This is a genomic window from Paraburkholderia sp. RL18-101-BIB-B, from assembly GCF_046026985.1.
GTDB lineage: Bacteria > Pseudomonadota > Gammaproteobacteria > Burkholderiales > Burkholderiaceae > Paraburkholderia.
In genome coordinates this window covers 480,119-505,865 of the sequence record NZ_JARESV010000003.1, presented here as the reverse complement: position 1 = coordinate 505,865, position 25,747 = coordinate 480,119, and the positions used below count along the sequence as shown (strand labels likewise).

Genomic DNA, 25,747 nt, shown 5'->3' with positions numbered 1-25,747 from the left:
TTCCTCTCATGAAGCCGCCCATTGACAAACCACCCAATACGGCCCGGTACTTCGAACTCGGAAAGTTCACCTGATGCCTGAACATTGCGTGGTCGATCGCATCTGCAAACCGCCGCGCGGAGATGTCCGTCGCAGGGAACCCATAAGTCAACACGATGGGTTCCATTAAAATATATAGGCTTCCGTTGGGGTGGGTCAGCATCTAACCTTCGGTCATGTCATCCTCAAAAGGAAATTGTCATGGCGAATGTGTCTGATCTACTGGAAGCGGACAATCCCGTTGTCCGGCCGGCTAGTCTTCCGCGCGCCGTTGTGGCGCGTACCCAAGGGCGCCGCCACGGGCCGGTCACGCGCATCGTCAGTCCCGCCGAACTGGGCGAACTGATCAAGCCGTTCGTGTTCCTGGACTACTTCGATTTCACGCCGTCGAGCGACGCACTGTTTCCAATGCATCCGCATTCGGGTATCGCGACGATCACGGTCCTGCTCTCTGGCAACCTGAGCTACGAAGACACAACGGGCGCGTCGGGCGTGTTGTCCGCGGGCAGCGTTGAATGGATGAACGCGGGCAACGGCATCTGGCACGACGCCAGTCCCGCGGACCTCGAGCGCTTTCATGGTTACCAGATGTGGGTGGCATTGCCGCGCGAAGTCGAGAATGGGGAACCGCAAACCCAATATCTTCCCGCGCAGGCCATCCCGCGTGTCGGTCCTGCACGCGTCATTCTCGGCAGCTACAGGGGCACGCACAGCCCGGTGTTGTCTCCTGATGGAATCAACTATCTGCATGTACGGCTCAGGGCAGGCGAGCAATGGCGTTATGTGCCGCCCGCAGGACATACAGTGGCCTGGACCCATGTGCATCGGGGCGCGCTTTGCGTCGCCGGTGAGCGTCTGCGTAGCGAGCTCGCGGTCTTCAACGAGTCCGAAGACGCTCTCGACTTCATCGCGGACACCGACTCCGAATTCATTTTCGCGTCCGCGGTAAAACACCCGCATGAGCTGGTGCTCGGCTACTACTCGGTGCACACATCAGAGGCCGCGTTGCAAGCGGGAGAAGCCCAGATCGCACGAATTGGCGAACAGCTTCGCTTTCGCGGCCGCATCCGGTAGTCACCCCAAGCAGTCCATTTTGCATTCCTCTCTTTTTCTTAAACTTAAGGCATTCGTTATGAACTCAACCTCTGCAAATTCTTACCCGACTCTTCCGCTGATTGGGCGCATCCTCATCGCTGCCATCTTTCTCGTGAGCGGCCTTAGCAAACTCGCAGCGCCGGGAGCGACCATCGGCTACATCGGGTCGCTGGGATTGCCAGTGCCGCTACTCGGCTATCTCGGCTCGATGGCGCTTGAGCTGGTTGGCAGCGTTCTGCTGATCGTCGGCTATCGCACGAGACTCGTTGCCGTGCTGCTGGCCGTGTATTCGATTATTACCGCACTCATCTTCCACCACGCGCTTGGCGACCAGAACCAGGTGTTCCACTTTCTCAAGAACGTCGCGATGGCCGGCGGTTTGATTCAGGTCGCGGCTTATGGTGCAGGCGCATTCAGCTTTGATAACCGTCGCGAACTGCCGGTGGCGGGTACCGCACAGTAACGACGCTCGGGGCGGCCCCGGGTCGTCGCGGTAATACATCTGTAGCACCCCCGCGGCGCCATGACGGTCCGCTTCATCACCCAAAGGAGATTGCGATGGCCAAGGTACTGGTTCTCTACTATTCGTCGTACGGACATATCGAGCAGATGGCTGAGGCCGTCGCGCAAGGCGCCCGCAGCGCGGGCGCGCAGGTCGACGTCAAGCGCGTACCGGAAACGGTGCCTGAGGAGGTCGCCAAAGGCGCGCATTTCAAGTTCGACCAGGCGGCTCCGATCGCAACCGTCGCCGACCTCGAGAACTACGACGCGATCGTTGTGGGTACCGGCACCCGTTATGGTCGCATGTCGTCCCAGATGGCCGCGTTCCTCGATCAGACCGGTGGTTTGTGGATGCGTGGGGCACTTAACGGCAAGGTTGGTGGCGCCTTCGCGTCGACTGCCACTCAGCACGGCGGGCAGGAAACCACGCTTTTTTCGATCATCACGAACCTGATGCATCTCGGCATGGTTATCGTTGGCCTGCCTTATAGCCATCAGGGGCAGATGAACATGAGCGAGATCGTCGGCGGCGCGCCTTATGGCGCAACCACCGTCGCTTCCGGCGACGGGTCGCGTCAGCCGAGTGAAATCGATCTGGCCGGCGCACGCCACCAAGGCGAACTGGTGGCGAAGACGGCGGCGAAGCTGTTCGGCTAACGCTTTTCCTGGCAAGTCTTTGAATGAGCCACGCATTATCGCCCGACGAAAGACGACAATATATCGTTATGCTAATGAAGAGTCCTATCAAGGATTGCGTGTGAGGAATCACCGTGGTCGCGAATAGCGCGTTGAGCCTGGCCGGTGGCAAGTTGCGTGATCGGCCAGATGCTGGTGGTCGACGGAAGGATGATCATTTGTGGCCTCGAGTTGCCGTGACCGGCCCCTGGAGTTGTGGACTGAAAACACTCGCATTTCAACTGTTCTGGAGCATCACATGACCCGTAGCAACCCAAGCGAAGAAGCAAAGGCTGTAGTTCGCCGCAATACCGAAGAGGTACAAGGCGGCGGTAACTTCGACGTATTCGAAGAACTGTTCGCGGACGACTTCGTCGACCACACGCCACAGCCGAACTGCACGCCAGATAAGAATGGCGCACGCGGCCTCTATCACGCGCTGCGTGCCGCGTTCCCCGACTTCCACGCGAATATCCATTGGCAGGTTGCCGACGGCGATCTGGTGACAACCTACAAGACGTATCACGGCACACACGAAGGCACGTTCCTCGGCGTGCCGCCCACCGGTCGAAAGATCCATTTTGAAACAGTCGACGCGATGCGCGTGCGCAACGGCAAGATCGCGGAGCACTGGGGTGTTGCCAACCTTTTCTCGGTAATGCAGCAACTCGGTGCTTTTCCTGCAGGCGAGACGAAGGCGTGAAGAACCGGCTGTGCCTACGTAGCGTCGTCGTGATGCCCGCTACGCACCGCTAGACTGTCGGTTCAGTACATACAGCTAAGTTAGCGTATTTATAAGGATACCAAATTGAGCGATATTCTTAAGGACAAGGTCGTGCTGGTCACCGGTGCGGCTAGCGGAATTGGCCGGGCCATTGCGATTAGTGCAGCGCGGCATGGAGCGAAGGCAGTGATCGTCTCAGACGTCACTGAAATCCCGCACGAGGGCGGCAGACCGACCACCGCCGAGATTGAAGAACTGGGTGTGCGCACGCGGTTTCAGCGCACCGACGTGACGCAGCACGGTGAAGTCGACGCGCTGGTCGATGCGTCGGCTGAGTTCGGTGGAGTCGACGTGATGGTTTGCAACGCCGGCATCACGCTGCGCGAGGACGGTCCCGAGGTCGCCGAGAGCGACTACCGGAGGCTAATGGCGGTCAATCTCGACGGCGTGCTTTTCGGTGCGCAAGCGGCGGCGCGTCAGATGAAGGCGCGCGGCAAGCCAGGCAGCATCGTGTTGATGGCGAGCATGGGCGGTATCGCGGGCGCCGGAATGACGGTCGCTTACTCCACCAGCAAGGGTGGCGTCGTGCTGATGGCGAAGGCTCTCGCAGATGCACTCGGGCCTGACGCTATCCGCGTCAACGCGGTTTGCCCCGGCACGATCGACACGCATTTGCTGCGCACCAATCCCGGCATTGCCGCAGCCTCGGAAGGCTTTCGGCAACGCACTCCGCTGCGCCGTCTTGGGAAGCCGTCAGAAATTGGCGACGCCGTTGCGTGGCTCGGTTCGGACATGTCGAGCTATGTCACCGGCATTGCGTTGCTTGTTGATGGCGGCCTGCTCTCGGTCATCTGATACGTCACCGCGGCTGTACATGTACGGTCGTTTAATCAGGAGTTACCTATGAAAGCTATACGTGCCTACGCCTATGGCGGGCCCGATCGTTTGACGCTGGAAGATATCCCTGACCCCGTCCCGGGCGAGGGCGAAGTGTTGATCGACGTCGCGGCGAGCGGCGTCAACCCGGTCGATTGGAAAATTCTGGAGGGCAGGATGAAAGCCTTCCTGCCGCTGCCACTGCCTTATACACCGGGCGTCGAAGTGTCGGGAAAGATTTCTGCGCTGGGTGCTGGGGTCAAGGGCTTCGCCGTGGGAGACGAAGTCTTCGGTTTCATCGGTATCGTCGGCGGCTATGCCACCAGAGTGGTTGCCTCTGCTGAACGCCTGGCGTCGGTGCCGAAAAAGCTCTCGTTGCTTGAAGCGGCAGGGGTGCCAGCGGCCGCGTTGACGGCATGGCAGGCGTTGCACGAGCACGCCGGTGTTAAGCCGGGTCAGCGCGTGCTGATTCACGGCGCCGCGGGCGGAGTAGGCAGCATGGCGGTGCAGTTGGCCAGAATCGCCGGCGCGGAGGTAATCGGAACAGCGTCGTCCGGCAATCTCGAGTACGTCAGACAGCTGGGTGCGATGCAGGTCATCGACTACCGGAGCGAGAGCTTCGAAGAGAGGGTGTCGTCCGTGGACATCGTCCTGGATCTGGTTGGCGGCGAAACGCAGGATCGTTCCTGGTCGTTGTTAAAAGCTGACGGCATCCTGGTGTCGCCGGTCAGCCCGCCAGACGCCGAGCGTGCCAGGTCAAGAGGTGTGATAGGAAGGCATTTCGCCACCCGCTCCGACGGCAAGCAGTTGGCTGCGATCGCAGCACACTTTGACTCCGGCGAAATCATGGTCGACGTCGAGACGGTCTTTCCGCTGTCGCGTGCCGCCGATGCCTTGCAACAGAACCTGACCGGTCATGCGCGCGGCAAACTCGTGCTCGACGCGGCTCGCTAATCCCGCTTGGCCGCTCTACGGAAGCACGGCTACCGTCAATTGCCCGGCGGGCCGCCGTCTATTGGCCACGGTTCATCTCATTGGGAAAGCGCCTGAAAGCGCGGACCTTCGATGGGACTTTCGCAACCTTATGTCGCTCTCTCATCATGGACCTGCGTAGACTTCGGTATTTCACGGCGGTTGCCGAAGAGCTGCATTTCGGCCGGGCCGCACAGCGTATGCACGTCGTGCAGTCAGCGGTGAGCCATCAGGTGAAACTGCTTGAAGAGGAGCTCGGATTTTCGCTGCTGGAGCGCTCACGCCACAACGTCAGGCTCACGGTTCCCGGCGAGATATTTTTACCTGAAGCACGCGATCTGCTGCGTCGAGCCGATGAAGCGATGCGCCGCGCCCGTGAGTCGGCAGATGGTACGGTCGGGCGGCTGGCGATCGGCTTCGTTGATAACGTACTATGGTCCATACTGCCGCCGATACTCCGAGACTTTCGCCAGCGGTGGCCGCAGGTCGAATTGACGCTGCATCCGCTCGATCGAAGCGCGCAAATCGAGGCGATTCGGACGTCAGCCATCGATATAGGGATCATGCCCTCGCCGTCGCCCGGCCATGCGCTCAAGTCTGCAGAACTTGCCACGGGCCCTTTGGTGGCGGCCATCCCGCAGGATCATCCGCTCGCCGCACGGCCGACGCTTTCAATCGTCGAACTAGCGAACGAGTCGTTTGTTCTGTTTCCCCGCAGAATGAACAGCCGGATTCTGGAAATCATCGTTGCGTGCTGCGCTTCGGCCGGGTTTGCGCCTCGAATCGTCCAGGAGGCCGAACAGCTTCACACTCTGCTCGCGCTCGTTAGCGCGGGCCTTGGCGTTACGCTGGTGCCTCAGTGGGTTGCGCGGGTCCAGCAACTCGACGTCGTCTACATCCCTCTTGACGAACTGCTCACGCCTTATGAGCTGATCGTCGCATGGAATTCCAACACGGACAATCCGGCGGTCGCGAACTTTCGTGAGATTTCAGCCGGGATCGCCGGTCAGATGCTTCTCCAACCACAGGACCGATAGATCGTATCGGCCCTTTCTCCGAGTTTTGAATGCGGGTGATTAGCTATCGAGATCGCGTAGTTATTTTTAATCGTTAGACAGCGATCACCGCAACCCCGATAGTTTGCAGCAATGCGAAACGCAAACACGGAGGCAACAAAGTTCTGAAGCCTCCCCACGATTGACGCTTCGGTTCTGGCTTGAACCATCGGCGACAAAAGATTCTAAACCCTTAGATACCGGCATCTTGCAATGTTGGGGGGAATTCTTACGCCCGAAATTGAAGAATGTGGCGATGGTGTGCCTAAGTCACCAAGCAGGAGCGTAACTGATCCAATTTTCTTTTGAGGAAAATGGATTTCTAAATTGGTAGTGATGCTAAATAAAAAAGTTGACCACAGCTTCCGCGCGACGGAGAGTTCCCGCTGAAAAAAAACGAAATACACGGGGATGCAAAGAGTTTCGAAATGGCAATTCTAAACGGAGGGGACTTTTGATGAAGAGGCAGATGTTCGCCGGCCTGGTGGCCGGGACGTTTGCGGTTTGTGGGCATGCCGAATCGAGTGTAACGCTCTATGGCATTCTCGACACCGCAATCGAGTTCACCAACCATTGGCCTGTCAATCCCGGCCAGTCGGGGACGAGCGGTGATCGCTGGTCAATGGCCGATGGGGCTCGCTCGGGTGGCTCACGCTGGGGTCTGACTGGCAATGAGGACCTTGGAGGCGGTCTGAAGGCGGAATTCCAGGTGGAAAGCGGGTTTCTGGTTCCTAACGGCGCTCTGATGCAGGAATTTTTTGGCCGTAGCGCGTGGGTGGGTCTGACATCGCCGAAGGCTGGCACACTTCGCTTTGGTCGGCAATACACATCGCTCGTGGATGCGCTTTACCCGTCGTCGCCGACGGACCTCTCGGGAACTTACGAGCCGGTCGTTGCGGAAGTGGGCTCCAATCTTTGGGAGAGCAATGTCGTCAAATACAAAAACTCTTTCGGACCAGTGACGCTGACGGGGCACTACTCCTTTAGCAATCTTGCAGGGCAGTTCTCGAATGGTTCGGGTTACGGCGGTGCGGCCGCATACGATAACGGCACACTCTCCGTAAGCTTGGGATATGACAACCTTCATCGTTCTGAGGGGATTGGCAGTAACTATGCGCGGTTCGAAAAGGCGGCTATCGGTATTACCTATTCGACCGCCGCGCTGAAGTTCATGGGGGGATACCGGTACGGAAAGAACGATCCGCTCGCCGGGTACGCCGCACGCGACGATTACTTCTGGGTGGCTACGCGCTACCTGTTCGCGGTCGACAAGATACTGACCCTTGCGTACTACTACGACCGCATTCAGACGGCGACCGGAGCGAATGGCGAGGTGACGAGGCCGGCCAGCCCGCAGCAAATTATGGCCATCGGCGATTACCTGTTATCGAAGCGCACCGACTTGTACGTCGTGGTGGGTTATTCGCGTCACTCAGCGCTTAACTTCGACTCATACAACGGCACGTCTGCAGCCTACCGGACGGCGTCCGCCGACAGCAGTCAGACCGGTGTGCAGATCGGCGTGCGGCATTCGTTCTAAGGCGAAAAGACGTCAGACCGGCCGCTTGACGAATGGCGGTCTGTATCGGGAAGGCGTTGCTGTGGCGGTGCCTCCCTAATGGACGGTATCGCCATTTGACTCGCGAGTTGATGGGTGAATCCAGGCAGGTCTCAAACATCTCCAACAAAGTGAAAAGCAAAATGAGAGCAATCGTACGATTTGGATTGGTGGCCGCGTTGTCAGCTGCCATCGCACCGTTGGCGGCATTTGCACAGGACGGTAACAACGGTGCAGCGGTCGCGTCGGCGGCTGCGGGCAGCGCATCGAGCGCAAAATCGATCAGGGCCGCTAATCGCAAGCTCGCCAAAAATGTGCGAACTGCAATGGCGAAGGCAAAGGGGATCGACATGACGCAGTTGTTCGTCTACGCGAAGGCTGGCGCGATAACGTTGTCTGGTTCTGTGCCGAAGAGTGATCAGGTGGATCGCGCTGGAGAGATCGCCAGGAGCGTGCCTGGCGTCTCTTCAGTCGACAATCGGCTCAGTGTATATGCGATAGAGCGGTAATCGCAGACCGGCCGTTGCTTGGCGCGCACCTGCCTTGGCTTTAAATGTCCGTAGTCCGACTATTGCGCGTCCGCCGAAACTCCCGGCTGGCCAGATTGCGATGAGCCGCTGGTCGACGGACCATAGTTGCTGGATGTTGCTTGCACAGCGACTTTCTGCCGGGCGACCTGAGCCTCCGCAGCCTGAAGGTTCGCGGGGTAGTAAGGACCGGTGGAGGCGCCCTTAAAACCGGCGGCCTCGAGTTGACCGAGTTCTGCACGCACCTGAGCACGTGTGACAGGCGGCGAAGATTGCTGGGCGAAGGACAGAACCGGAACGGCCAGAGCGGATGCGGCGATTAGCAGATTGATGAAGGGTTTCATGGAGGCAGTCTGGATGTTTTGGTTTAGCGCTGTAGACGTCCGTGTCTGCAGTCAGTGATCGTAGTGTAATAGGGGTTACCACTACCGCGCATCATTTCTTGCCGGGAAAGATCGTTGCGGTTTCGGCGCAAATCGAACGTCCCCGATAGGCCAATCCGGATCCTCCGTGTCAAACGGATATTAAAGATAGTTCGCATTACATAATTAGGATAGGGAGTGCGAGTTCGACCCGTTTGACTGGTAATCACTTATCGAGATCAGGCGGTCGATTTTTATCGTTGGACAGTGATCACGGCCGAGTCGATAGTTAGTAACAGCACAAAATCGAGTAGGAGACGAAGATGATCGATGTACTTTCGGCGGCGGGCATAGCCGCTCACGCATATCACAAGGGCGCGTCCAAATTCGCGAGCCGCTTTGACGGGATCTTGTGCGAAGTGGATCGCCAGTCGTCGCGTGTTGTTGATCCGGCGTCAGGCGATCCCGACTATAGGAGCGCATCGGGCAGATTCGACGCTGTTGTTGCCGACAAGTTGCTTCACGCGCAAATGCCGGCGTTCGTACGTGCGATGCCGTCCAACCAGAAGGACTTCCAATGAACATCACCCCTCCGCTGGCGCCCTCAACGGTAGCGCAGTCTCATGCTGAGTCGTCGAAAAGCTATGAATGGAAGGCTGTCACGCTGATGGCTCTCGGCATGGGCCTGGTCGGCATAGATCGCTTCCTGATTGTGCCGTTGATGCCGGTACTGATGCGCGATTTGAAGCTCGACTACCAGGACCTTGGGCATATCACGGGAGCATTGGCGCTCGCATGGGGCTTGTCTGCACTGCTGACGGGCAATCTCTCGGACAGGATCGGCTTCAAGAGAGTCATCGTACCGGCCATGGTCGGATTTTCGTTGCTGGCAGGTCTCGGTGGCCTGGCGACGGGGGTCGGCAGCCTGATTGCCATCCGCGCTTTCATGGGGGTAGCCGAAGGTGCCTTCACGCCTGCTAGCATCATTGCAACGATGGATGCGTCGCCACCGAGCCGGCACGGACGCAACGTCGGGATCCAGCAAATGATGCCGGCTCTGCTCGGGCTTGGTCTCACCCCGATCGTGGTGACGCAACTGCTCAAGGTGATGAGCTGGCCTTGGATTTTCCTGCTTGTAGCATTTCCGGGTCTCGTTGTAGCGTTCCTCGCGCAACGGGTATTGCGCCGACCGTCGCCGACTGAAATTGCGAAGCACACGGCGACGCACGATACTGGCCAGCATCGCTGGTATGAGGTATTTCGCTATCGCAATGTACCGCTTGGCATCATCTGTATGCTGTGCTGGCTCGCTTGCCAGATCGTCATTGCTGCGCTGTTCCCCAATTATCTCGTGGACTATCTGCATCTCGACATGCAGCAGATGGGTTTCATTCTTTCGTCGCTAGGCTTCGGCGGGGCGATCGGCGCTCTCGTGCTGCCGGCCCTTTCGGACCGCGTCGGCCGCAAGCCCGTCATGCTGCTTTCAACGGCGGGCGTATTTCTGTCGCTGTGGATTTTCCTGCGAACGGGGGCGGCGCCGGTTCCGTTGTTCATCTGCCTGATGATCGCTATGGGTTGTCTGTACAGCCTGATCACGCTGACCGTCGGTCCGGTCGCGGCGGAAGCCGTGCCGGTCCAGTTGATGTCCACGGCATCGGGCATGATCATCGGTATTGGTGAGGTCTTTGGCGGTGGTGTGGCACCTGCGTATGCCGGTTATCTGGCCAAGCATTTCGGCATCGAGCATGCGGTGACCATGCCGCTTTGGACAATCTGCGCTGGAGCCATTGCAGTCGCAGCGTTGAAGGAAACAGCTCCTGCGCGGATTTTCAATAAACGTGGAATCGATCCGGAAGAGAACGAGGGAAATGATGCCCGCCAACTCTGAAAAGATGAGTGTGATAGCGACGCCGGAGCGCGAGGCTTTCTACGAACGGATCGGCCAGAAGAACCTCGCGCCGCTATGGACGTCGCTGAATGAATTGATTACGCCCGAACCACGGAGCAAATGCGTGCCGGCTCACTGGCGTTTCGCGGACGTCCGCGCGGCCATGATGGAGGCGGGCGACATCATCACCGCAAAAGAAGCCGAACGGCGCGTGCTCGTGCTAGAGAACCCCGGCCTGCGTGGTGAATCGAAGATCACAACCGATCTGTATGCGGGGGTGCAACTGGTCCTTCCCGGTGAGGTCGCACCCGCGCACCGTCACGCGCAGACGGCGCTTCGTTTTGTGATGGAAGGCGGTGGCGCTCACACATCGGTGAATGGCGAACGCACAATGATGAACGAAGGGGATTTCATCATCACGCCGCCGATGGCGTGGCACGATCATGGCAATGAAAGCGACAGCCCGATTTTCTGGCTGGATGGTCTGGACATACCGGTGGTGAAGTTTGTGAACGCGTCGTTTGCCGAGCATCTCGGGGAGGACGAGCAACCAATTACGCGCCCCGTCGGCGACAGTGACGTCCGCTATGGGGCCAATCTGCTTCCGGTAGACCATCGTCCTGGCGGTGGAACCTCGCCGATCTTCAACTATCCTTATACACGGACACGCGAAGCGCTTGAGCGGATGCGCCGCGCGAACGCGTGGGATCCCTGTCATGGGTTGAAGATGAGATACGTCAACCCAAACAACGGAAAGTATGCGATGGCGACGATGGCTACCTTCATGCAGTTGCTGCCCAAAGGGTTTTCGACGGAGGCGTACCGTTCAACTGATGCGACAGTCTTTGTGCCTATCGAAGGGCGAGGCCGCAGTCGGATTGGAAACGACATCTCCGTGGAGTGGAGCAAGCGGGATATCTTTGTCGTCCCGTCCTGGCATCACGTGCGGCACGAAGCAGGCGAGGACAGCGTCTTGTTCTCTTTTTCCGACCGGCCCATACAGGAGGCGCTTTATCTGTTCAGAGAGGAAAGGGGCGCAGCCTGAATCGCCTCAGGCGAGAGTGCGTCGCGACGCGACAATGCCAGGTGTTTGTTAGCGATGCAGCTAGACCCGCCCTGCTAAAGATCGGCTGCGGATAGCTCTACCCGCTCCCCAGTCGCCGGCAACGTTTTTTGCTGGACTGCCTGCAATATTCGCAGTCTGCCGAGTTCGAAAGCGAGCGTCAGTTGCCTCGGAGTCTCGCTCGCAGCTCCGAGCTTTTCACGAACCGTTTCGGCAGGCAAGGCAAAGGCACAATATCCCCAGCCGAAGCCATAGGCGGAAAACCACATAGCCGCGTCGCGGGAAATGATAGGTGAGGTTAGGGCGGTACCGGGATGGTCCATGACAATATCCGTCATTTCGACAAGCGGAGCCTTATTCTCGCATGGCGTCGGTTTGTCGGTACGAAACCGCTTGAGACGCCGGGTCGCCAGCCGGTGGCTGCTCGGCGATGATTCGGCGTGGCCGCCAGCCGTCCTCCCTAAGCCTCCATGAATCGCGTGCTGATACATACCTTCGATATAAATGTCCATGCGTCTCGAGAACAAATAGACGGCTTGCACGTTGACCTGATTCCATTTCGGATCGGTGCCGTACGCGGTGTTCTTGCCATTACCGACGTGACCGTCGGTAATGGCGTCGCATGTGCGCGGTTTTGCAACAAAAGCTTTCCGCCGGCGAAATCGATATTGCCCTCGTCAAACGCGAGCCTGACAGTGGCGACTGCTTCGCATCGTGGCCGGAGACACTCGTGTGGGTGCGCGGTCGCGACGCTGATTGCAGAAACTGGATTCGGAGGAGCCTTTTGCGCCGGCGCTTTTCCCAGAAGGATGCATCTACCGGAAGCGCGCGATTCGCAGCTTCGACAAGGCAAAGCGCGCGTGGCGAGTCGCGTTCGGCAGTCAAAGGCTCACTGCGATTCAGGCTGCCGTTGCCGGAGGTTTGGCGATCTCGGTGTCACCCAAGTCGGCGGTTTTACCCGAGCATCGAATATGCTCTGATATGCCGTCAGTGCCACCAACAGAACTTGCGCTGGTCGGCGCAGGCGACGTGCTCGACACTGTACAGCAGGATCTGGTCGACTTTTTGATGAAGAAGGTTAGACGGGCATAACCTTGCTTACGATTGCGATCCGGCGCAAAGCGAGTCGTGGATACGTGCAGTGTTGAAATGTGCCAACCATACTCTTGCACCGGAGGTTGGGCAGGCGACACCGGACATACAGGAGGCCGGAACATATCAAAGCCGGAGTCATATGTCCGGTGCCCACCGCGAACCCTCTACAGATCTGTCGGCTGATTTCCCGTCGACGGGCGCATCCCGCTACTTTACCTGGCGTGCCGCCGAAATAATTGCAGCAGCGACCTCTTGAGGTTTCGACAGCATCGGTACGTGACTCGCATCGACATCGACGGCAGTCGCACCGATTTGTTTCGCCAATTTCATCTGGAAGTCGGTAGGGACTATACGGTCCTTCATCGAGACAACATACCAGGACGGCTTGTCATGCCACGCGGCGTGACCAATCTTTTCGGCGAGACAGCCCGAATACCACGGCCCCTGTGTCGCAGCGAGTAGAAGCGCTTGCGCGTGGGAGACATCGGGCGCGAAGTCTTCGACCATCGCCTTATCGGACAGCGTCAGGAAACCGGCAGCGTCCTGGTGCAGCTCGGCCGCCCACGAAGGCGCCGGCAGCCCTTTCTGAATGTCGTTGGCGGATTGTTCGCTGTCGGGTGCAAACGCTGCAACGTACACGAGCGCTTTGACCTTGTCGTTGTTACCCGCCTGCGTGATGACGGAGCCGGCCCACGAGTGGCCAACCAGCACCACCGGACCGTTTTGCCGGTCTATCGCGCGAGTCGTTGCCGAAACGTCATCGCCCAGTGATGTCAGTGGGTTTTGCACGGACGTCACGTGGAGGCCTTTTGCTTCGAGGAGAGGAATGACTTTATTCCAGCTCGATCCATCCGCGAAAGCGCCGTGTACCAGGACAACGTTCTTGCCTGCAAGATCAGGATCGGACGCGGCCTGCGCAGTGGCGGCGGATATCAGACCAGCGGCGACGACGAGTAACGACAACCCTTGCTTGATCAGCGTATTCAAAATGGTGCCTCGTTAAAAAGTAAGAATGTAGGCGGCGTTACGTGGTCGAGAGTCACCTTTCTTCAGGCGAGGTGATGCGCCACATGCGCCGCGCAATATTTCATTTGCCGACTGAAACGGAAGCCGCCCGCGCAAGCGCCATTGCCTGCTCGCGTGCAGCCTGTCTTGCCGCGTAATCGACTTCAGGACCAAGGAGTGTTTTCTCGACCACAATCGATTTAACGTCGCTCACGCCGACGGATCGCAGCCACGCTTCCATGAACGGCCGCTGAAAATCGAACGAATGAGCGGGTGTGCTCGAGCCCACTGAATAGTCGAGGCCCCTCGCATAAATGACCACCGCCTTCTTGTCTTTCAGCAAGCCCTGTAGCCCACGCTCATCGAACGAGAACAGGATGCCGCGCTGCGACACGACGTCGATGAAATGCTTGAGCTTGTAGGGAATGGAAAAATTCCATAGCGGCACGGAGAACAGCAACGTATCCGCGTCGTGCAATCGCTGCGCGAGTTCTCGGATGTTCGTCCACGCCTGCTGCTGGTCTTCGCTGAGCGGTGTGCCGCTCAGGTCCGCATATTTGGCATCGAGCGCGTCGCCGTCGAACTCCGGCATCTCCACCGACCACAGATCCAGCACGTCGATCCGATGACCCGGATGAGCGTCGCGATAAGCATCCAGATACGCGCGTGCGACGTCGAGGGAGGCAGACCGCTTCTTACGTGGCGACGATTCGATATGCAGCAAGGTAGGCATGGGACTACTCCATGTGGGTTGGGAGTCGCCATCACAACATATTTCGATTCAAAATATAAACGAAGTATCATCGCCATATTCAGTTTGGTTTGCACTATATAAGCGAGGACCCCCATGTTCGATACCGTCCTGCTGCGATCCTTCGTGGCCGTGGTCCAGGAGGGCGGCTTCACGCTCGCCGCCGCCCGTCTCAATCTGACGCAGTCTGCCGTCAGCGCGCATCTGCGGCGTCTGGAAAAACAGACCGGCCGCGATCTGCTCGCGCGTACCACGCGCTCGGTCACGCTCACGGCCGACGGCGAACTGCTGCTGGGTTACGCGCGGGCGATCCTGGCACTCAACCATGATGCGCAGGCGCAGCTTTCGCGCGCACCGAGCGAGGGCGCGATCCGTGTCGGCCTTTCCGAAGACCTCGCCAACGTCAGGTTGATGAATGTCATGCAGACGTTCGCGGTGCGCTACCCGCGCATTGCGTTCAGCGTCAGGGTTGGCATTCCTGGCGAACTGCTGCACGCAATGGATCAGGCCGAACTGGACTTGGTGATTGGCGGTCGCTGCGAGGGTGCCCGTTCTGGACGCGTGCTCTGGCGCGAGCCACTCGTGTGGGCCGGTGCGGAATGGGCGTCGCTTACGCCTGGCGCTCCGGTGCCGCTTGCGGTGCTGCCAGAACCGTGTCCGTATCGGGAGGCTGCACTGGCCGCGCTCGCCCGCGCGGGCATCGACTACCGGATTGCGCTGGTGTGTTCGAGCGGCGCCGGTCTATGTGCCGCGGCGCAGGCCGGCTTTGCGGTGACGCCGGTCGTGCAGACGCAACTCGTACACGGCTTGCACGTAGTCCCGCCTGATGCAGGCTTGCCTTCACTGCCTGATGTCGAGTTCACGATTTTCACTGCGGCGGGTGCAGCCGCGCCCCTCGCCGACGAATTGGGAAACGCCATCGCGCTGGCATTCGCGAATAAGGGATGACGCGTAGCGAGCGCCAGGTGATCTGTCAAAGACCGAGAATCGAAACTTCCTCGGTCCACGCTAACCCATGAATCATGCGGCCGCGACCGGATTTGTTCCGCGCACGAAAAATAGTTTGTCCATGGCGGGTATTTGCTCGAAGCATAAATACACCTAGATTAGGCACGCATCGGAGCCGCCGGCCCGGTGGGCAAGAGAGCCCAATCCAAACTTCGAGGTTTGAATGAGCGCATCGCAAAAGGTCGTAGTCGTGACGGGTGCATCGCAAGGTATTGGTGCAGAGACCGTCAAAGCATTCCGCAAGCTGGACTATCGCATCGTCGCAACGGCACGCAGCATCAAGCCGTCGGACGACCCCGGCATTCTGACCGTGGCGGGTGACATCGCTGACCCGGCGACGGCGCATCGCGTCATTACGGAAGGTGTGGCGCGCTTCGGCCGCATCGACACGCTGATCAACAACGCCGGTATCTTCATCGCAAAGCCGTTCACGGGTTATACCGCTGAAGACTACGCTGCGATGACGGGTGTGAATCTGAACGGTTTCTTTTACATCACGCAGTTGGCGATCGCTGAAATGGAGAAGAACAAAAGCGGCCATGTGGTCAGCATCACGACCAGTCTCGTCGATCATGCCATCAACGGTGTGCCGTCGGTGCTGGCATCGCTGACGAAAGGCGGTCTGAACGCGGCCACGAAGTCGCTTGCAATCGAATACGCGAAGCGCGGCATCCGCGCGAACGCGGTTGCACCCGGCATTATGAAGTCGCCGATGCATGCGCCCGAAACGCACGCGGCACTCGGCGCACTCCACCCGGTGGGCCACATGGGCGAGATGAGCGATATCGTGAACGCGATCCTGTATCTGGATGCGGCGCCGTTCGTGACGGGCGAAATCCTGCACGTGGACGGCGGTCAGAGCGCTGGTCACTGAAGCATCGTCGGGCGCTACAGGTTGCGCCCGTTAACTGACTTATCGATAAGGAGTTGGCAATGTCGATCGAAAATGTTCTCTACCGTGCTCACGCAGAGGCTACTGGAGGCCGCGAAGGGCGCGCCGTGGCGCCTGAAAGTGGACTGGACCTGAAGCTGACGAGGCCGAAGGGGTTGGGCGGAAAGGGCGAGAAGGGCACAAACCCCGAAGAGCTTTTTGCGGCCGGTTATAGCGCATGCTTTATCGGTGCGATGCAATTCGTTGCTGCGCGCGACAAAATTGCTATCCCTACTGATGTGTCGGTGAACGGAATAGTGGGCATCGGACCGATCCCCAATGGCTTCGGCATCGAAGTCGAGTTGAAGATATCGTTACCGGGCATGGCACGAGAAGCGGCTCAGGACTTCATCAACAGGGCCCATATTGTGTGCCCTTATTCGAACGCAACGCGGAACAACATAGACGTGACGCTTACGCTCGTCTAAGCCGCAATTGTGTTCGATGATCTTCGGAACGCCCTGGCGATTGACGGCCTGCAGGACCGTTGATTCCGATGTACCTCGCGCCGGGCAGTCTTGAGTCGAGGTGCGACGTCTTTAGAGAGAAAAGCCGGGTGCGGTTGCCCAGCGTATCGCAACGCGCGCCATTGCCTTGCATTTCGTAGACGAGCGGTCTAATATCAGTGGGATGGATACGCATACCGCACCGCGCCGCAGAGGGCGCCCGCCGAAAGAACTCGCAGGCTATAGCGAAACCCGAGAGCTTCTCGTGCGCGCTGGGGTCGTTGCGCTCACGGAAAAAGGCTTCTCTGCAACCGGACTCGACGAAATCTTGCGCAGCGTGAACGTGCCGAAGGGATCGTTCTATCACTACTTCGGGAGCAAGGAAGCGTTCGGCCTCGAATTGATCGACCGCTACGCGATGTATTTCGCGAGAAAGCTCGATCAGTTCCTCGCGGACGAATCTATATCGCCCCTGAAGCGCTTGCAGGATTTCGTCTCGGACGCAGAGGCAGGGATGGGGCGTTACGGCTTTCGGCGTGGGTGTCTCGTGGGCAATCTCGGACAAGAAATGGCCGTACTCCCGGAAGCTCATCGTGTACGGCTGCGCGAGGTTTTTGCCGATTGGGAAGCCCGCACAACGAAGTGCCTGATGGAAGCGCAGGCTGCGGGTGAGATTGCGGAAGGGGCCGATTGCTCGCAACTTGCCGCATTTTTTTGGATAGGCTGGGAGGGCGCGGTGTTGAGGGCGAAGCTCGAAGGCGGGCCTGAAGCGTTGCGTACTTTTGCGAACGTTTTTTTCGCTGCGCTCGGTTAGGCGGCTTTTTTTCTGTTTTTATAGACGATCGGTCTAATTTAGATGGGCAGCGCTGGAAGCCGCTCGTGTGGACAAATAGGATGCACATGCAAAGTACGACATTTGACTTTATTGTGATTGGCGCCGGCTCCGCGGGCAGCCTGCTCGCGAATCGTCTGAGCGCCGACAAAACCAGAAATGTCCTTCTGGTCGAGGCGGGCGGCACCGATGACTACATGTGGATCCATATCCCTGTCGGCTATCTATATTGCGTCGACAATCCGCGCACGGACTGGCAATTCCGCACTGAGCCGGACAAAGGCCTCAACGGCCGGCAGATTCTTTATCCACGTGGCAAAACGTTGGGTGGTTGCTCCAGTATCAACGGGATGATCTACATGCGTGGCCAGGCTCGCGATTACGATCATTGGGCGGACCTGACGGGCGATCCGGAATGGAATTGGAGCAGCTCATTGAAGGACTTCAAGGCTCACGAAGACTTCTACAAACTCGATCCGAAGCAACGTGACCTGCTGAACAGCCGTGTCGACGCGATCGCAAAGGCTCACGGAAGCGGTGGCGAGTGGCGTGTCGAAAAGCAGCGTCTTAAGTGGGAAATCCTCGATGCGTTCGCCAAAGCGGCGGAGCAGGCGGGCATTCCTATCATCGACGATTTCAACACTGGTGATAATTTCGGCGTCAGCTACTTCGACGTCACGCAGAAAGACGGCTGGCGCTGGAATACCTCGAAGGCGTTCCTGCGTCCGATCAAACACCGGCCGAATCTCACGACGTGGACCAACTCCCATGTGAAGAAGCTCAGGATCGACCGTGACAAACACGGTGTGCTGCGTTGCACCGGTGTGGAACTTGTTCGCGATGGCGAACTCGTGTCGGTGAGCGCCGCGCGCGAAGTGGTGCTCAGCGCTGGTGCGATCGGTTCGCCGCATATTCTGCAGCACTCGGGCATTGGGCCGGCGTCTCTGTTGAAAAAACACGGCATCGATATTGTCCAGCACACACCGGGCGTCGGTGCGAACTTGCAGGATCACCTTCAGATTCGCGCGGTCTACCAGGTTGAAAACTGCGAGACGCTGAACGTTCTTGCGTCGAGCATGGTCGGCAAGGCGAAGATCGGCCTCGAATATGCGCTGCGCCGCTCGGGTCCGATGAGCATGGCGCCCTCTCAGCTCGGGGCCTTTACCCGGAGCGATCCGTCAAGGGAGCACGCCAACATCGAGTATCACGTGCAGCCGCTGAGTCTCGACGCTTTCGGGCAGCCGCTGCACACATTCCCGGCGTTCACCGCCAGTGTGGCCAATGTGAACCCCACAAGCCGGGGCACGGTGCATATCAGGAGCGGTAACTTCGAGGATGCGCCGGCCATTGCGCCGAATTACCTCAGCACGGAAGACGATCGCAAAGTCGCCGTCGACAGCCTCCGCTTGACGCGACGCATCGCGAGCCAGGCGGCCCTCGCGGAATACAGGCCGCAAGAGTACAAGCCGGGTCCGCAGTACGAATCGGATGCTGAACTCACGAAACTGGCCGGTGACATCGCCACCACGATCTTCCACCCCGTGGGTACTGTGCAGATGGGCACGTTCGCGGATCCGAATGTTGTCGTCGACAGCCATCTTCGCGTGCGCGGCGTTGCGGGACTTCGGGTGGTGGACGCGAGCGTGATGCCGACGATCACCAGCGGCAATACGAGCGCTCCTACGATGATGATCGCAGAGAAAGCTTCGCGCTGGATTCAGCAAGGCGTTTGACTCTATTCAACCAGGAATTGGCTATGACTGAGAACAAAACCGGGGTGAAGAAGCGCTTACCCCTCGAAGGAATCACGGTGATCGATTTCTCGCGTGTGCTGTCAGGACCGTACTGCGCGATGACGCTTGCTGACCTCGGAGCACGCGTCATCAAAATAGAGCGTGTGGGCACGGGAGACGATACTCGGGCGTTCGGTCCGTTCGTCGACGACGAATCGGCGTACTTCATGTGCTTCAACCGCGGAAAGGAGAGCATTGCGCTCGACTTCAAGTCTCCGCGTGACCGCGAACTGCTCGGCCGATTGCTGGACAAGGCTGACGTGGTGGTCGAAAACTTCCGGCCCGGGGTGATGGATCGGCTCGGCTACGGCGCAGAGCAATTGGCGAGGACGCATCCGCACATCGTCTACGCATCGATTTCGGGCTTTGGCCACACCGGCCCGTTCAAGGATCTGCCCGGTTACGACACCGTCGTGCAGGCCATGGGCGGAGTCATGAGTCTGACGGGGTGGCCCGACAGTCAGCCCGCACGGGTTGGCACAGCCTTCGGGGACCTCGGTGCAGCACTATTCGCCGTGATAGGCATCCTGGCGGGGCTCTACAAGCGCTCCAGAGATGCACAAGGCACGCACGTGGACATCGCGATGCTGGATTGCCAGGCCGCGTTGATGGAAACGGCGTTTGCCCGGTTCGATGTCGAAAAGAAGGTGCCTACGAGGACTGGCGACGCCCACCCGTCACTCGCACCGTTCGAAAGCTTTGCTGCCCAGGATGGGCGATTCATCATCGCCGCAGGCAACGATCAGCTTTTTCTTTTGATGGCAGACGCCCTGGGCGTGCCGGAAGTGGCCTTCGCCCCGTTGTTCCTGACGAACGATCTCCGCGTGCAAAACCGGCCCGCCATGATCGAGGCCATTGAGCGGGTAACCCGCTCCGCACCGGTCAGTGTCTGGCTCGACAAGCTGAACGAGGCCGGCGTGCCCTGTGCTCCGATCAACACGATCGACAAGGTCTTCGATCATCCGCAACTTCAGGCGCGCAATATGTTCATCCACGTCCAGGGTAAGTCCGAGCGGAAAGTGAAAACCGCCGGCAATCCGATCAAGATGAATACCTCACCCGACGAGGACGTCACGGTGGTCAGGAGAGCGCCGGCAGTTGACGAGCATCGCGAAGCGATTCTGGCTGAACTGATGGCTTCGTCGGGCGCCTACGCGTCGCAGGCTGAATCCGAATCAGGCGTCGATGAAATGAAGCGCTCCACGAGCCTTGCTGCATGACGCCGCAATTTTGAACTGACAGGTGAATATATGAAGACCGACGTTTCAGCAGTGCAGGAAGCATCCGCCAAGCAAACCAAGATGCAAGTGATCGAACCGAACGTGGGACCTGCTGTCGCAGGCGCGAATGCAGATGCCGTGGGAGCGGTGTCGGAAAACGGTGTGTACGAAACCATCAAGATCGATCGAAGGGAGCGCGTCGGCCTGATCACGCTCTACCGCCCGAAGAACCTTAACGCGCTCAATGTTCAGATGTCGCGCGAGGTGCTCGCGGCGCTTATTGCGTTCGATCATGACGATGGAATCGGCGCGATCGTGATAACAGGCAATGCGCGCGCATTTGCAGCTGGGGCGGACATCGAGGAAATGGTCGACAAGTCCTTCGCCGACTGGCACGCCAAAGACCTGTTCGCCGAATGGGATCGCATTCGAACCATTTCAAAGCCGGTCATCGCGGCTGTTGGCGGCTACGCACTCGGCGGCGGTTGCGAACTGGCGATGGCCTGCGATTTCATCATTGCGGCCCATGATGCCCAATTCGGCCAACCGGAGATCAAGCTCGGGATTCCGCCTGGTATTGGCGGTTCGCAGCGCTTGACACGTGCAGTCGGAAAGTCGCTTGCGATGGATCTGATTCTTACTGGCCGGAATTTGGCCGCTAATGAGGCATTTGCAGCCGGCCTCGTTGCGCGCGTTGTTCCGTCGGCCGATTTGCTGCAAACCGCGCTCGAGACAGCGCATACCATCGCAGGTTATAACCTGCCTGCCGTACGGCTTGCCAAGGAGGCGGTCAATCGTGCATTCGAGACACCGCTGAGCGAGGGTGTGCTGCACGAGCGTCGGCTTTTTCAGGCCGCCTTCGCCACCGAAGGTCAAAAGGAAGGCATGTACGCGTTCCTGGCCAAGCGCGCTCCTGTCTTCCGCCATCGATAAGCCACGACTTATCGTCAGTAATGGGCAGAGCGCGACGCAAATGCCTCGTTTAGAGTGATGCGCTCTCGCCCGACGAATTCGTCGTTTTGAAATCACCGCCGGTTTGACGGACCCGTTGTGGAAAAAAACGGTGTACCTTCGTTGCTGTCTATATATCCTGCGTGGCCGCGATTGCGTCTTCCAGCATCTGAGTACCGATCAGTGCACCGTGGATTCCGATAACACTCGCAATCTCGATGACCTCCATGATTTCCTCCGCGGTTGCACCGTGACGAAGTGCATTGCGCATGTGAATCCTGATACCCGGCTCGTAAAGATGGGTGGCGGCGACATCGAGCGCGCAAAGCACAAGCTCCTTGATTTTCGGTTCGAGAACTCCGTTCTGCCACGGAACCGACGAAAATTCGAGGTACGCCTCGAAGAAATCCGGATCGAGTTCCAGCGCATCGTCCCAGATGCGATCCCAAGGCCCCTGTACTTCGGTAAAGCGTCGCTTCAATGTTTGCCTGCGGCTATCCGCAGACACTGTCCGCTCGCGGAGACCATCTTCCTCAAGCACTTCTGCGAGGATGGGCATGGCAACATTGAAAGCGTGAATACCGATCGTACTGGTCAGCTCGAGCACTTCCATCAGTTCTTCACGTGTGGCACCAAAATCCACCGCCGCCTTCAGATGCATCTGGATGCCGGGAGCGAAGAGATGGGTCGAGGACGCATTCACGGCGATATAGATGAACTCCTTGACCTTGTCCTCCAGGTGGTTGTGTCGCAGTGGCACCGCTGACAGGTTAAGGTACGCATGCAGAAAATCACAGTCGACACGAAGAATACTTTCCCATTGCGGAGCCCACGTACTCCGCACGCGGATGAACTCGTCCTTGATCGATTGCTGTTTGTGGGTAAGTGTCATTGCTTCTCCGTTAGAGATATGTACAGGGGAAACTAACCATTAGAGCATCACGCATACAGTCAGGAGCATGATTGACGTCATACGCTCGCACTGTCCGGAGCGATTGACAAGCGAAGGGAAAATATACGGCTATCTGATTGATAGATAACGCTACGCCGGCAACGAACGAGACGACCCATCTGTGGTCCCGCACAAAGTTTGTGGGGCGCAACCGTCAATGGGTGATCGGGATAGCTCACAAAAAAAGCGCACTTCCGAGAATGTGCGCCGCGACAAAAGAAGGGCAGGGTAGGGTAGGAGGAACGTCCCTTCATGCCGCAAAAAGACCTATTACCCGATGGCCGAGGCGAACTGGCCAGCGACCATGGAATGTTTCATCAGGAACGGACAAATACGATCAGACGGTCACGGTCGATATGTCGTGCCACAGCTTGGCCACGATCACAAAGGAGCCGTTGACATACGCCCAGTTCAAGTGATCGATGAAAACCTTGTCGTGGATGCGCAGGTGAACTTTGGTGACTGCAATGTCGGTCGACAGAAAGTCTACCGAGATCAACGCATCGTCACGCCTTTGGCCTTTACTCATTGGCGACACACGTTCAGCGATGACCTCCCGGTAGTCGGCAAAGGGGACGACAGTCAGTTTTCCGTCGTCCGTGTCGAACAAGCTGCAACTCGTGTGGAAAACCCGATCAAACTTGTCCAGATCGCATTCGTGCAGTGCCTGAAAATATAGCTCGACGGCTTGGGCAAGTTCGGGCATTTTCTCGATAGACATGTTGATGTTCCTTATGGTTTGCAGGTATTAGGCGAATGCCTGACTGTGGTGATAGAGGCCAGAAATGACATCCGCTTGGGTCATCATCCCAACTAGCCGGCCTTGAGAGTCAACAACGGGTATGTGGTGATGTCCGTGCTTTGCGAACATCGGAACAACGGTCATCAGTAACGTCTTGGCTTCGACCGTTTCCGGTCTTGCTGTCATCAAACTATCGACCCGCGTCTCCTGGCTGGGAACGGTCCAGGGACCGAGACACGAATTGCAGGCCTCGGCAAGGCTGACAGTCTCTACGCGTCCGTAGACATCCGCCCACGTGACGATGCCAATAACCTGTTTCGATCCATCGGTTACTGGAAGAGCTTTAATGCGATGTCTGAGTAAAATGTCACGAGCTTCATTCAACGAGGTTTTTGCTGGAATACAGACGGCGGGACGTGACATAACGTCGCCACATGTCAGTTCGCCGAAGCTACGAGCGTAAGCCAACATCTGTGCTTCCTCCAGCAACGAGGCAAGATCATCGGTTCCTATATCCAGGAGTTCTCCGCGTCGACGTACGGCAGACTCCAGGTCAACACGCGAGATCTCTCGGCGCGACCGATCGACATCATTGATGACGGTGCCCTTGTGGCTAGCATGCGGATAACGGTGACCAGTGAGCGCGTGATAGATAATCGCACACACCAGCATGATCAACGATTGCACCGCTACTGGCGCGAACACGAAGCCATATCCAAGGGAGTGAATGCCGGGCCCTCCCAGCACGGCGGTGAGGGCGACGGCACCAGAAGGTGGGTGCATGCATCTAAGCGAAAACATCGCACATAGCGCGATGGGGACTGCGGCAGCTGCAGCGAGCACCTGGTCAGAAATAGATTGCGAACATGCGACGCCAATCGTGGCGGAAATCAAATTTCCGCCAATAAAGGACCATGGTTGAGCGATTGGACTTGCCGGCACGGCGAAGAGCAAGACCGCCGATGCCCCCATGGGCGCAACCAGGAATGGAACCAATACGCCGCTCTGAGTGAAGCTGCGCATGGTTAGCGCGGTGACCGTAATGCCGATCGATACCCCCACGCACGAACGAATGCGTTCAGACCAGTTGACAGAGATGGGTGACGGAACGAAGCGGCTGAGCCAATGGATCATGCGATATTCCCAGGCCTGCCGGAGCGTAGCGGCTTGCATTCCTGCGCGTCACCGTTCATGCGTGCAGATCGTGACGAACAGACGAGGAGCGCTTTGCCCACGTTGGGTCCAGCTTCTATCGAACCTGCGATGCTGATAATTTGCGAATCGTAAGCTCGTTGCCTTCGAGTTTGAATACCCACGATAGGCAAACACTCTTTCCCGGCGAGAACAAGTTAGGCGTGCAGTGAGCGGTCCCGCCGGGCGGCTAGCTGCCGATCGATTCCGCCGGAACTCCGCAGGAACTGTCGGTTATCTGTTTACGTGATACCCCTATCGCCATAAACCGCCTATGCGTATTGGAAACGTTGCTAAGCTGTTTCCTGCGCGATATGTCAACAATCTCAATGTAAGAACGTCGCTATATGGTTTGTCTGACCTTCGATGGATTTGTCGGCAATGATGGCAGCCTTCGGATCTTTACAGCCACGAAAGTTCCAGTCAGGGGATGTTTGCTTTGTGAAATTTATCAGCGAGGTAGGCGATGGATCAGCTATACATGTTGCGAGCATTCGTTGCAGTCGCACAGCATAGAAGCTTTAGTAAGGCGGCTGCATCGTTGGGCGTGACCACGGGCTCGATCTCCAAAGCTATCGCCAAGCTCGAAGAGAGCATCCAGACGCTGATCCTGCATAGAACAACCCGATCTGTTTCAGTGACAGATGCGGCACAGTCGTACTATCTGAGTTGCTGCCGTCTCCTCGAAGAACTTGACGAAGCGAATCGTCGGATCGCGCAAGAACGGGAAATCGATAGTGGAAGGTTACGACTCGTTGTGCACCCGATGCTGGTGAACAAAACCTTCTCGCGACTTTTGTCCGACTATCAAGCAATCGCTCCCAATGTGAATCTCATGGTTTCCGTTCGGGAAGAAGCGGTGAACCTGTATGACGGCCACTTCGATATGGCGATTCTTCCGCCTCACCTAGTGGAGCAGTCTGGGGTAATTCGCCGTACGTTGTCCAGGTCGCGGCACATTTTTGTCGCCGCACCAGGATATCTTGAACGATGCGGGACACCCGAAGCCGCTTCGGATCTGGCTAGCCATTTCCTTCTGTTGGACCCTGCGTCTAAACAGAAGGGCACGAATTTCATCGATCTTCTGGAAACAGGAAAACGAATGAGTGTGCTGCCGATGTCGTCCATGGACGGTAACGAGGTGCTGCTTCGGGCAGCGGCACTTACGGGAACCGGCATTGCGACCATATCCGAAGCTATGGTTCGTGAAGACATTGCCGCGGGGCATCTCACGCACATCTTACCGCAGTGCTCCACGTCAGAAAGCGGCGCGGAGGTATGTCTTTTCTACTCGCACCGGGAATTGCTTCCTGTGAGACTGAGGACCTTCGTCGATTTCTGCATTGATTTCTTCCGCTCGCTTCCCGGACCTATCCCTAATGCGATGGTGGCAATTTCACAGCGCCTGGACCGTGACGTAGATCATGCGCTAACAACGGTCTGAAGCCTGGGTGAAAGGGCGTCGCATTGCGTTACGCCATTCGTCATTTTCAGT

The 25,747-nt window shown here is 58.0% G+C and carries 27 protein-coding genes and 1 pseudogene; 21 read left to right on the top strand and 7 right to left on the bottom strand.

The genetic code is table 11. The annotated features are described in order from the left end of the window. The first annotated feature begins 240 nt into the window (after nt 1-240). From P0D73_RS08195 to P0D73_RS08155, 9 genes are all read left to right on the top strand, one after another. Complete coding sequence (locus tag P0D73_RS08195) at nt 241-1,113, top strand: pirin family protein (protein WP_408430791.1); 873 nt, start codon at nt 241-243, stop codon at nt 1,111-1,113. Between the two features lie 58 nt (nt 1,114-1,171). Further along, nucleotides 1,172-1,597, top strand: a complete 426-nt coding sequence (locus tag P0D73_RS08190) for a DoxX family protein (RefSeq protein ID WP_408430849.1) — start codon at nt 1,172-1,174, stop codon at nt 1,595-1,597. A gap of 95 nt (nt 1,598-1,692) precedes the next feature. Then, the gene (wrbA, locus tag P0D73_RS08185) at nt 1,693-2,292 is read left to right on the top strand and encodes an NAD(P)H:quinone oxidoreductase (RefSeq protein WP_408175985.1); all 600 of its coding nucleotides are present in this window, start codon (nt 1,693-1,695) and stop codon (nt 2,290-2,292) included. Between the two features lie 277 nt (nt 2,293-2,569). Further along, complete coding sequence (locus P0D73_RS08180) at nt 2,570-3,013, top strand: ester cyclase (RefSeq protein WP_408175986.1); 444 nt, start codon at nt 2,570-2,572, stop codon at nt 3,011-3,013. A gap of 105 nt (nt 3,014-3,118) precedes the next feature. Next, complete coding sequence (locus P0D73_RS08175; RefSeq protein ID WP_408175988.1) at nt 3,119-3,889, top strand: SDR family oxidoreductase; 771 nt, start codon at nt 3,119-3,121, stop codon at nt 3,887-3,889. Nucleotides 3,890-3,937: 48 nt separating this feature from the next. Then, the gene (locus P0D73_RS08170) at nt 3,938-4,864 is read left to right on the top strand and encodes an NADP-dependent oxidoreductase (RefSeq protein ID WP_408175989.1); all 927 of its coding nucleotides are present in this window, start codon (nt 3,938-3,940) and stop codon (nt 4,862-4,864) included. Nucleotides 4,865-5,010: 146 nt separating this feature from the next. Further along, nucleotides 5,011-5,919, top strand: a complete 909-nt coding sequence (locus P0D73_RS08165; RefSeq protein ID WP_408430787.1) for a LysR family transcriptional regulator — start codon at nt 5,011-5,013, stop codon at nt 5,917-5,919. Between the two features lie 487 nt (nt 5,920-6,406). After that, nucleotides 6,407-7,477 (top strand): porin, encoded by a 1,071-nt coding sequence (locus P0D73_RS08160; protein ID WP_408430784.1) that lies wholly within the window; start codon nt 6,407-6,409, stop codon nt 7,475-7,477. Nucleotides 7,478-7,587: 110 nt separating this feature from the next. Next, nucleotides 7,588-8,004, top strand: coding sequence for a BON domain-containing protein (locus tag P0D73_RS08155; protein ID WP_408282568.1), 417 nt, complete (start codon nt 7,588-7,590; stop codon nt 8,002-8,004). Between the two features lie 59 nt (nt 8,005-8,063). Here the strand turns inward: P0D73_RS08155 and P0D73_RS08150 are convergent, their stop codons facing one another. Continuing rightward, nucleotides 8,064-8,366, bottom strand: coding sequence for a DUF4148 domain-containing protein (locus P0D73_RS08150; RefSeq protein ID WP_408282566.1), 303 nt, complete (start codon nt 8,364-8,366; stop codon nt 8,064-8,066). 341 nt (nt 8,367-8,707) lie between these two features. On the opposite strand from P0D73_RS08150, the gene P0D73_RS08145 reads away from it, so the two are divergent. The 3 genes from P0D73_RS08145 (at nt 8,708) to gtdA (ending at nt 11,317) form a co-directional block, all read left to right on the top strand. Then, the gene (locus P0D73_RS08145; RefSeq protein ID WP_408282563.1) at nt 8,708-8,965 is read left to right on the top strand and encodes a hypothetical protein; all 258 of its coding nucleotides are present in this window, start codon (nt 8,708-8,710) and stop codon (nt 8,963-8,965) included. Between the two features lie 86 nt (nt 8,966-9,051). Next, nucleotides 9,052-10,272 carry an MFS transporter gene (locus P0D73_RS08140; RefSeq protein ID WP_408310652.1) on the top strand — a complete coding sequence of 407 codons (1,221 nt, stop codon included), beginning with the start codon at nt 9,052-9,054 and terminating at the stop codon, nt 10,270-10,272. After that, nucleotides 10,253-11,317: a gentisate 1,2-dioxygenase gene (gene gtdA, locus P0D73_RS08135; RefSeq protein ID WP_408282557.1), complete on the top strand. Its 1,065-nt coding sequence runs from the start codon at nt 10,253-10,255 to the stop codon at nt 11,315-11,317. Before P0D73_RS08140 ends, gtdA begins: the two co-directional genes overlap by 20 nt. Nucleotides 11,318-11,391: 74 nt before the next feature. Here the strand turns inward: gtdA and P0D73_RS08130 are convergent, their stop codons facing one another. Further along, nucleotides 11,392-11,847 (bottom strand): hypothetical protein, encoded by a 456-nt coding sequence (locus P0D73_RS08130; RefSeq protein WP_408310654.1) that lies wholly within the window; start codon nt 11,845-11,847, stop codon nt 11,392-11,394. Between the two features lie 110 nt (nt 11,848-11,957). Here P0D73_RS08130 and P0D73_RS08125 point away from each other — a divergent pair. Next, a pseudogene (locus P0D73_RS08125) lies at nt 11,958-12,427 on the top strand (LysR substrate-binding domain-containing protein); the annotation flags it as partial. A gap of 210 nt (nt 12,428-12,637) precedes the next feature. Here the strand turns inward: P0D73_RS08125 and P0D73_RS08120 are convergent. Continuing rightward, complete coding sequence (locus P0D73_RS08120) at nt 12,638-13,417, bottom strand: alpha/beta fold hydrolase (RefSeq protein WP_408282548.1); 780 nt, start codon at nt 13,415-13,417, stop codon at nt 12,638-12,640. Between the two features lie 100 nt (nt 13,418-13,517). Further along, the gene (locus tag P0D73_RS08115; protein ID WP_408282545.1) at nt 13,518-14,168 is read right to left on the bottom strand and encodes an FMN-dependent NADH-azoreductase; all 651 of its coding nucleotides are present in this window, start codon (nt 14,166-14,168) and stop codon (nt 13,518-13,520) included. 114 nt (nt 14,169-14,282) lie between these two features. On the opposite strand from P0D73_RS08115, the gene P0D73_RS08110 reads away from it, so the two are divergent. From P0D73_RS08110 to P0D73_RS08080, 7 genes are all read left to right on the top strand, one after another. After that, nucleotides 14,283-15,134: a LysR substrate-binding domain-containing protein gene (locus P0D73_RS08110; RefSeq protein WP_408282542.1), complete on the top strand. Its 852-nt coding sequence runs from the start codon at nt 14,283-14,285 to the stop codon at nt 15,132-15,134. Nucleotides 15,135-15,357: 223 nt separating this feature from the next. Continuing rightward, nucleotides 15,358-16,068, top strand: a complete 711-nt coding sequence (locus P0D73_RS08105) for an SDR family NAD(P)-dependent oxidoreductase (protein WP_408282539.1) — start codon at nt 15,358-15,360, stop codon at nt 16,066-16,068. Nucleotides 16,069-16,127: 59 nt separating this feature from the next. Next, on the top strand, nt 16,128-16,553 hold the full coding sequence (locus P0D73_RS08100; protein WP_408282535.1) for an organic hydroperoxide resistance protein: 426 nt from the start codon (nt 16,128-16,130) through the stop codon (nt 16,551-16,553). Between the two features lie 202 nt (nt 16,554-16,755). Further along, entirely contained in the window at nt 16,756-17,385 is a 630-nt protein-coding gene (acuR, locus tag P0D73_RS08095; RefSeq protein ID WP_408282532.1) for an acrylate utilization transcriptional regulator AcuR, read from the top strand. Between the two features lie 86 nt (nt 17,386-17,471). Further along, entirely contained in the window at nt 17,472-19,136 is a 1,665-nt protein-coding gene (locus P0D73_RS08090; RefSeq protein ID WP_408310657.1) for a GMC family oxidoreductase, read from the top strand. Then, the gene (locus P0D73_RS08085) at nt 19,133-20,416 is read left to right on the top strand and encodes a CaiB/BaiF CoA transferase family protein (protein ID WP_408430781.1); all 1,284 of its coding nucleotides are present in this window, start codon (nt 19,133-19,135) and stop codon (nt 20,414-20,416) included. The genes P0D73_RS08090 and P0D73_RS08085 overlap by 4 nt, the downstream gene beginning before the upstream one ends. Nucleotides 20,417-20,446: 30 nt before the next feature. Then, nucleotides 20,447-21,349 carry an enoyl-CoA hydratase-related protein gene (locus tag P0D73_RS08080; RefSeq protein ID WP_408176014.1) on the top strand — a complete coding sequence of 301 codons (903 nt, stop codon included), beginning with the start codon at nt 20,447-20,449 and terminating at the stop codon, nt 21,347-21,349. Between the two features lie 148 nt (nt 21,350-21,497). Here the strand turns inward: P0D73_RS08080 and P0D73_RS08075 are convergent, their stop codons facing one another. The 3 genes from P0D73_RS08075 to P0D73_RS08065 all read right to left on the bottom strand — a co-directional run bounded on the left by P0D73_RS08075 (nt 21,498) and on the right by P0D73_RS08065 (nt 24,234). After that, nucleotides 21,498-22,259 (bottom strand): carboxymuconolactone decarboxylase family protein, encoded by a 762-nt coding sequence (locus P0D73_RS08075; RefSeq protein WP_408430778.1) that lies wholly within the window; start codon nt 22,257-22,259, stop codon nt 21,498-21,500. 397 nt (nt 22,260-22,656) lie between these two features. Further along, nucleotides 22,657-23,040 carry a nuclear transport factor 2 family protein gene (locus P0D73_RS08070; RefSeq protein WP_408176016.1) on the bottom strand — a complete coding sequence of 128 codons (384 nt, stop codon included), beginning with the start codon at nt 23,038-23,040 and terminating at the stop codon, nt 22,657-22,659. 27 nt (nt 23,041-23,067) lie between these two features. Continuing rightward, on the bottom strand, nt 23,068-24,234 hold the full coding sequence (locus P0D73_RS08065) for an HPP family protein (protein WP_408176018.1): 1,167 nt from the start codon (nt 24,232-24,234) through the stop codon (nt 23,068-23,070). 484 nt (nt 24,235-24,718) lie between these two features. Here P0D73_RS08065 and P0D73_RS08060 point away from each other — a divergent pair, with 484 nt between their 5' ends. Further along, nucleotides 24,719-25,696 carry a LysR family transcriptional regulator gene (locus P0D73_RS08060; RefSeq protein WP_408176019.1) on the top strand — a complete coding sequence of 326 codons (978 nt, stop codon included), beginning with the start codon at nt 24,719-24,721 and terminating at the stop codon, nt 25,694-25,696. Nucleotides 25,697-25,747: the final 51 nt, after the last annotated feature.

Coding starts and splice junctions, on each gene's coding strand:
- P0D73_RS08155 (WP_408282568.1), top strand. CDS start 7,588: ATGGGTGAATCCAGGCAGGTCTCAAACATCTCCAACAAAGTGAAAAGC.
- P0D73_RS08140 (WP_408310652.1), top strand. CDS start 9,052: ATGGCTCTCGGCATGGGCCTGGTCGGCATAGATCGCTTCCTGATTGTG.
- P0D73_RS08115 (WP_408282545.1), bottom strand. CDS start 14,168: ATGCCTACCTTGCTGCATATCGAATCGTCGCCACGTAAGAAGCGGTCT.
- P0D73_RS08170 (WP_408175989.1), top strand. CDS start 3,938: ATGAAAGCTATACGTGCCTACGCCTATGGCGGGCCCGATCGTTTGACG.
- P0D73_RS08075 (WP_408430778.1), bottom strand. CDS start 22,259: ATGACACTTACCCACAAACAGCAATCGATCAAGGACGAGTTCATCCGC.
- P0D73_RS08090 (WP_408310657.1), top strand. CDS start 17,472: ATGCAAAGTACGACATTTGACTTTATTGTGATTGGCGCCGGCTCCGCG.
- P0D73_RS08080 (WP_408176014.1), top strand. CDS start 20,447: ATGAAGACCGACGTTTCAGCAGTGCAGGAAGCATCCGCCAAGCAAACC.
- acuR (WP_408282532.1), top strand. CDS start 16,756: ATGGATACGCATACCGCACCGCGCCGCAGAGGGCGCCCGCCGAAAGAA.
- P0D73_RS08145 (WP_408282563.1), top strand. CDS start 8,708: ATGATCGATGTACTTTCGGCGGCGGGCATAGCCGCTCACGCATATCAC.
- P0D73_RS08100 (WP_408282535.1), top strand. CDS start 16,128: ATGTCGATCGAAAATGTTCTCTACCGTGCTCACGCAGAGGCTACTGGA.
- P0D73_RS08160 (WP_408430784.1), top strand. CDS start 6,407: ATGTTCGCCGGCCTGGTGGCCGGGACGTTTGCGGTTTGTGGGCATGCC.
- P0D73_RS08180 (WP_408175986.1), top strand. CDS start 2,570: ATGACCCGTAGCAACCCAAGCGAAGAAGCAAAGGCTGTAGTTCGCCGC.
- P0D73_RS08105 (WP_408282539.1), top strand. CDS start 15,358: ATGAGCGCATCGCAAAAGGTCGTAGTCGTGACGGGTGCATCGCAAGGT.
- P0D73_RS08190 (WP_408430849.1), top strand. CDS start 1,172: ATGAACTCAACCTCTGCAAATTCTTACCCGACTCTTCCGCTGATTGGG.
- P0D73_RS08195 (WP_408430791.1), top strand. CDS start 241: ATGGCGAATGTGTCTGATCTACTGGAAGCGGACAATCCCGTTGTCCGG.
- wrbA (WP_408175985.1), top strand. CDS start 1,693: ATGGCCAAGGTACTGGTTCTCTACTATTCGTCGTACGGACATATCGAG.
- P0D73_RS08110 (WP_408282542.1), top strand. CDS start 14,283: ATGTTCGATACCGTCCTGCTGCGATCCTTCGTGGCCGTGGTCCAGGAG.
- P0D73_RS08150 (WP_408282566.1), bottom strand. CDS start 8,366: ATGAAACCCTTCATCAATCTGCTAATCGCCGCATCCGCTCTGGCCGTT.
- P0D73_RS08165 (WP_408430787.1), top strand. CDS start 5,011: ATGGACCTGCGTAGACTTCGGTATTTCACGGCGGTTGCCGAAGAGCTG.
- P0D73_RS08065 (WP_408176018.1), bottom strand. CDS start 24,234: ATGCAAGCCGCTACGCTCCGGCAGGCCTGGGAATATCGCATGATCCAT.
- P0D73_RS08130 (WP_408310654.1), bottom strand. CDS start 11,847: ATGGACATTTATATCGAAGGTATGTATCAGCACGCGATTCATGGAGGC.
- P0D73_RS08070 (WP_408176016.1), bottom strand. CDS start 23,040: ATGTCTATCGAGAAAATGCCCGAACTTGCCCAAGCCGTCGAGCTATAT.
- gtdA (WP_408282557.1), top strand. CDS start 10,253: ATGATGCCCGCCAACTCTGAAAAGATGAGTGTGATAGCGACGCCGGAG.
- P0D73_RS08060 (WP_408176019.1), top strand. CDS start 24,719: ATGGATCAGCTATACATGTTGCGAGCATTCGTTGCAGTCGCACAGCAT.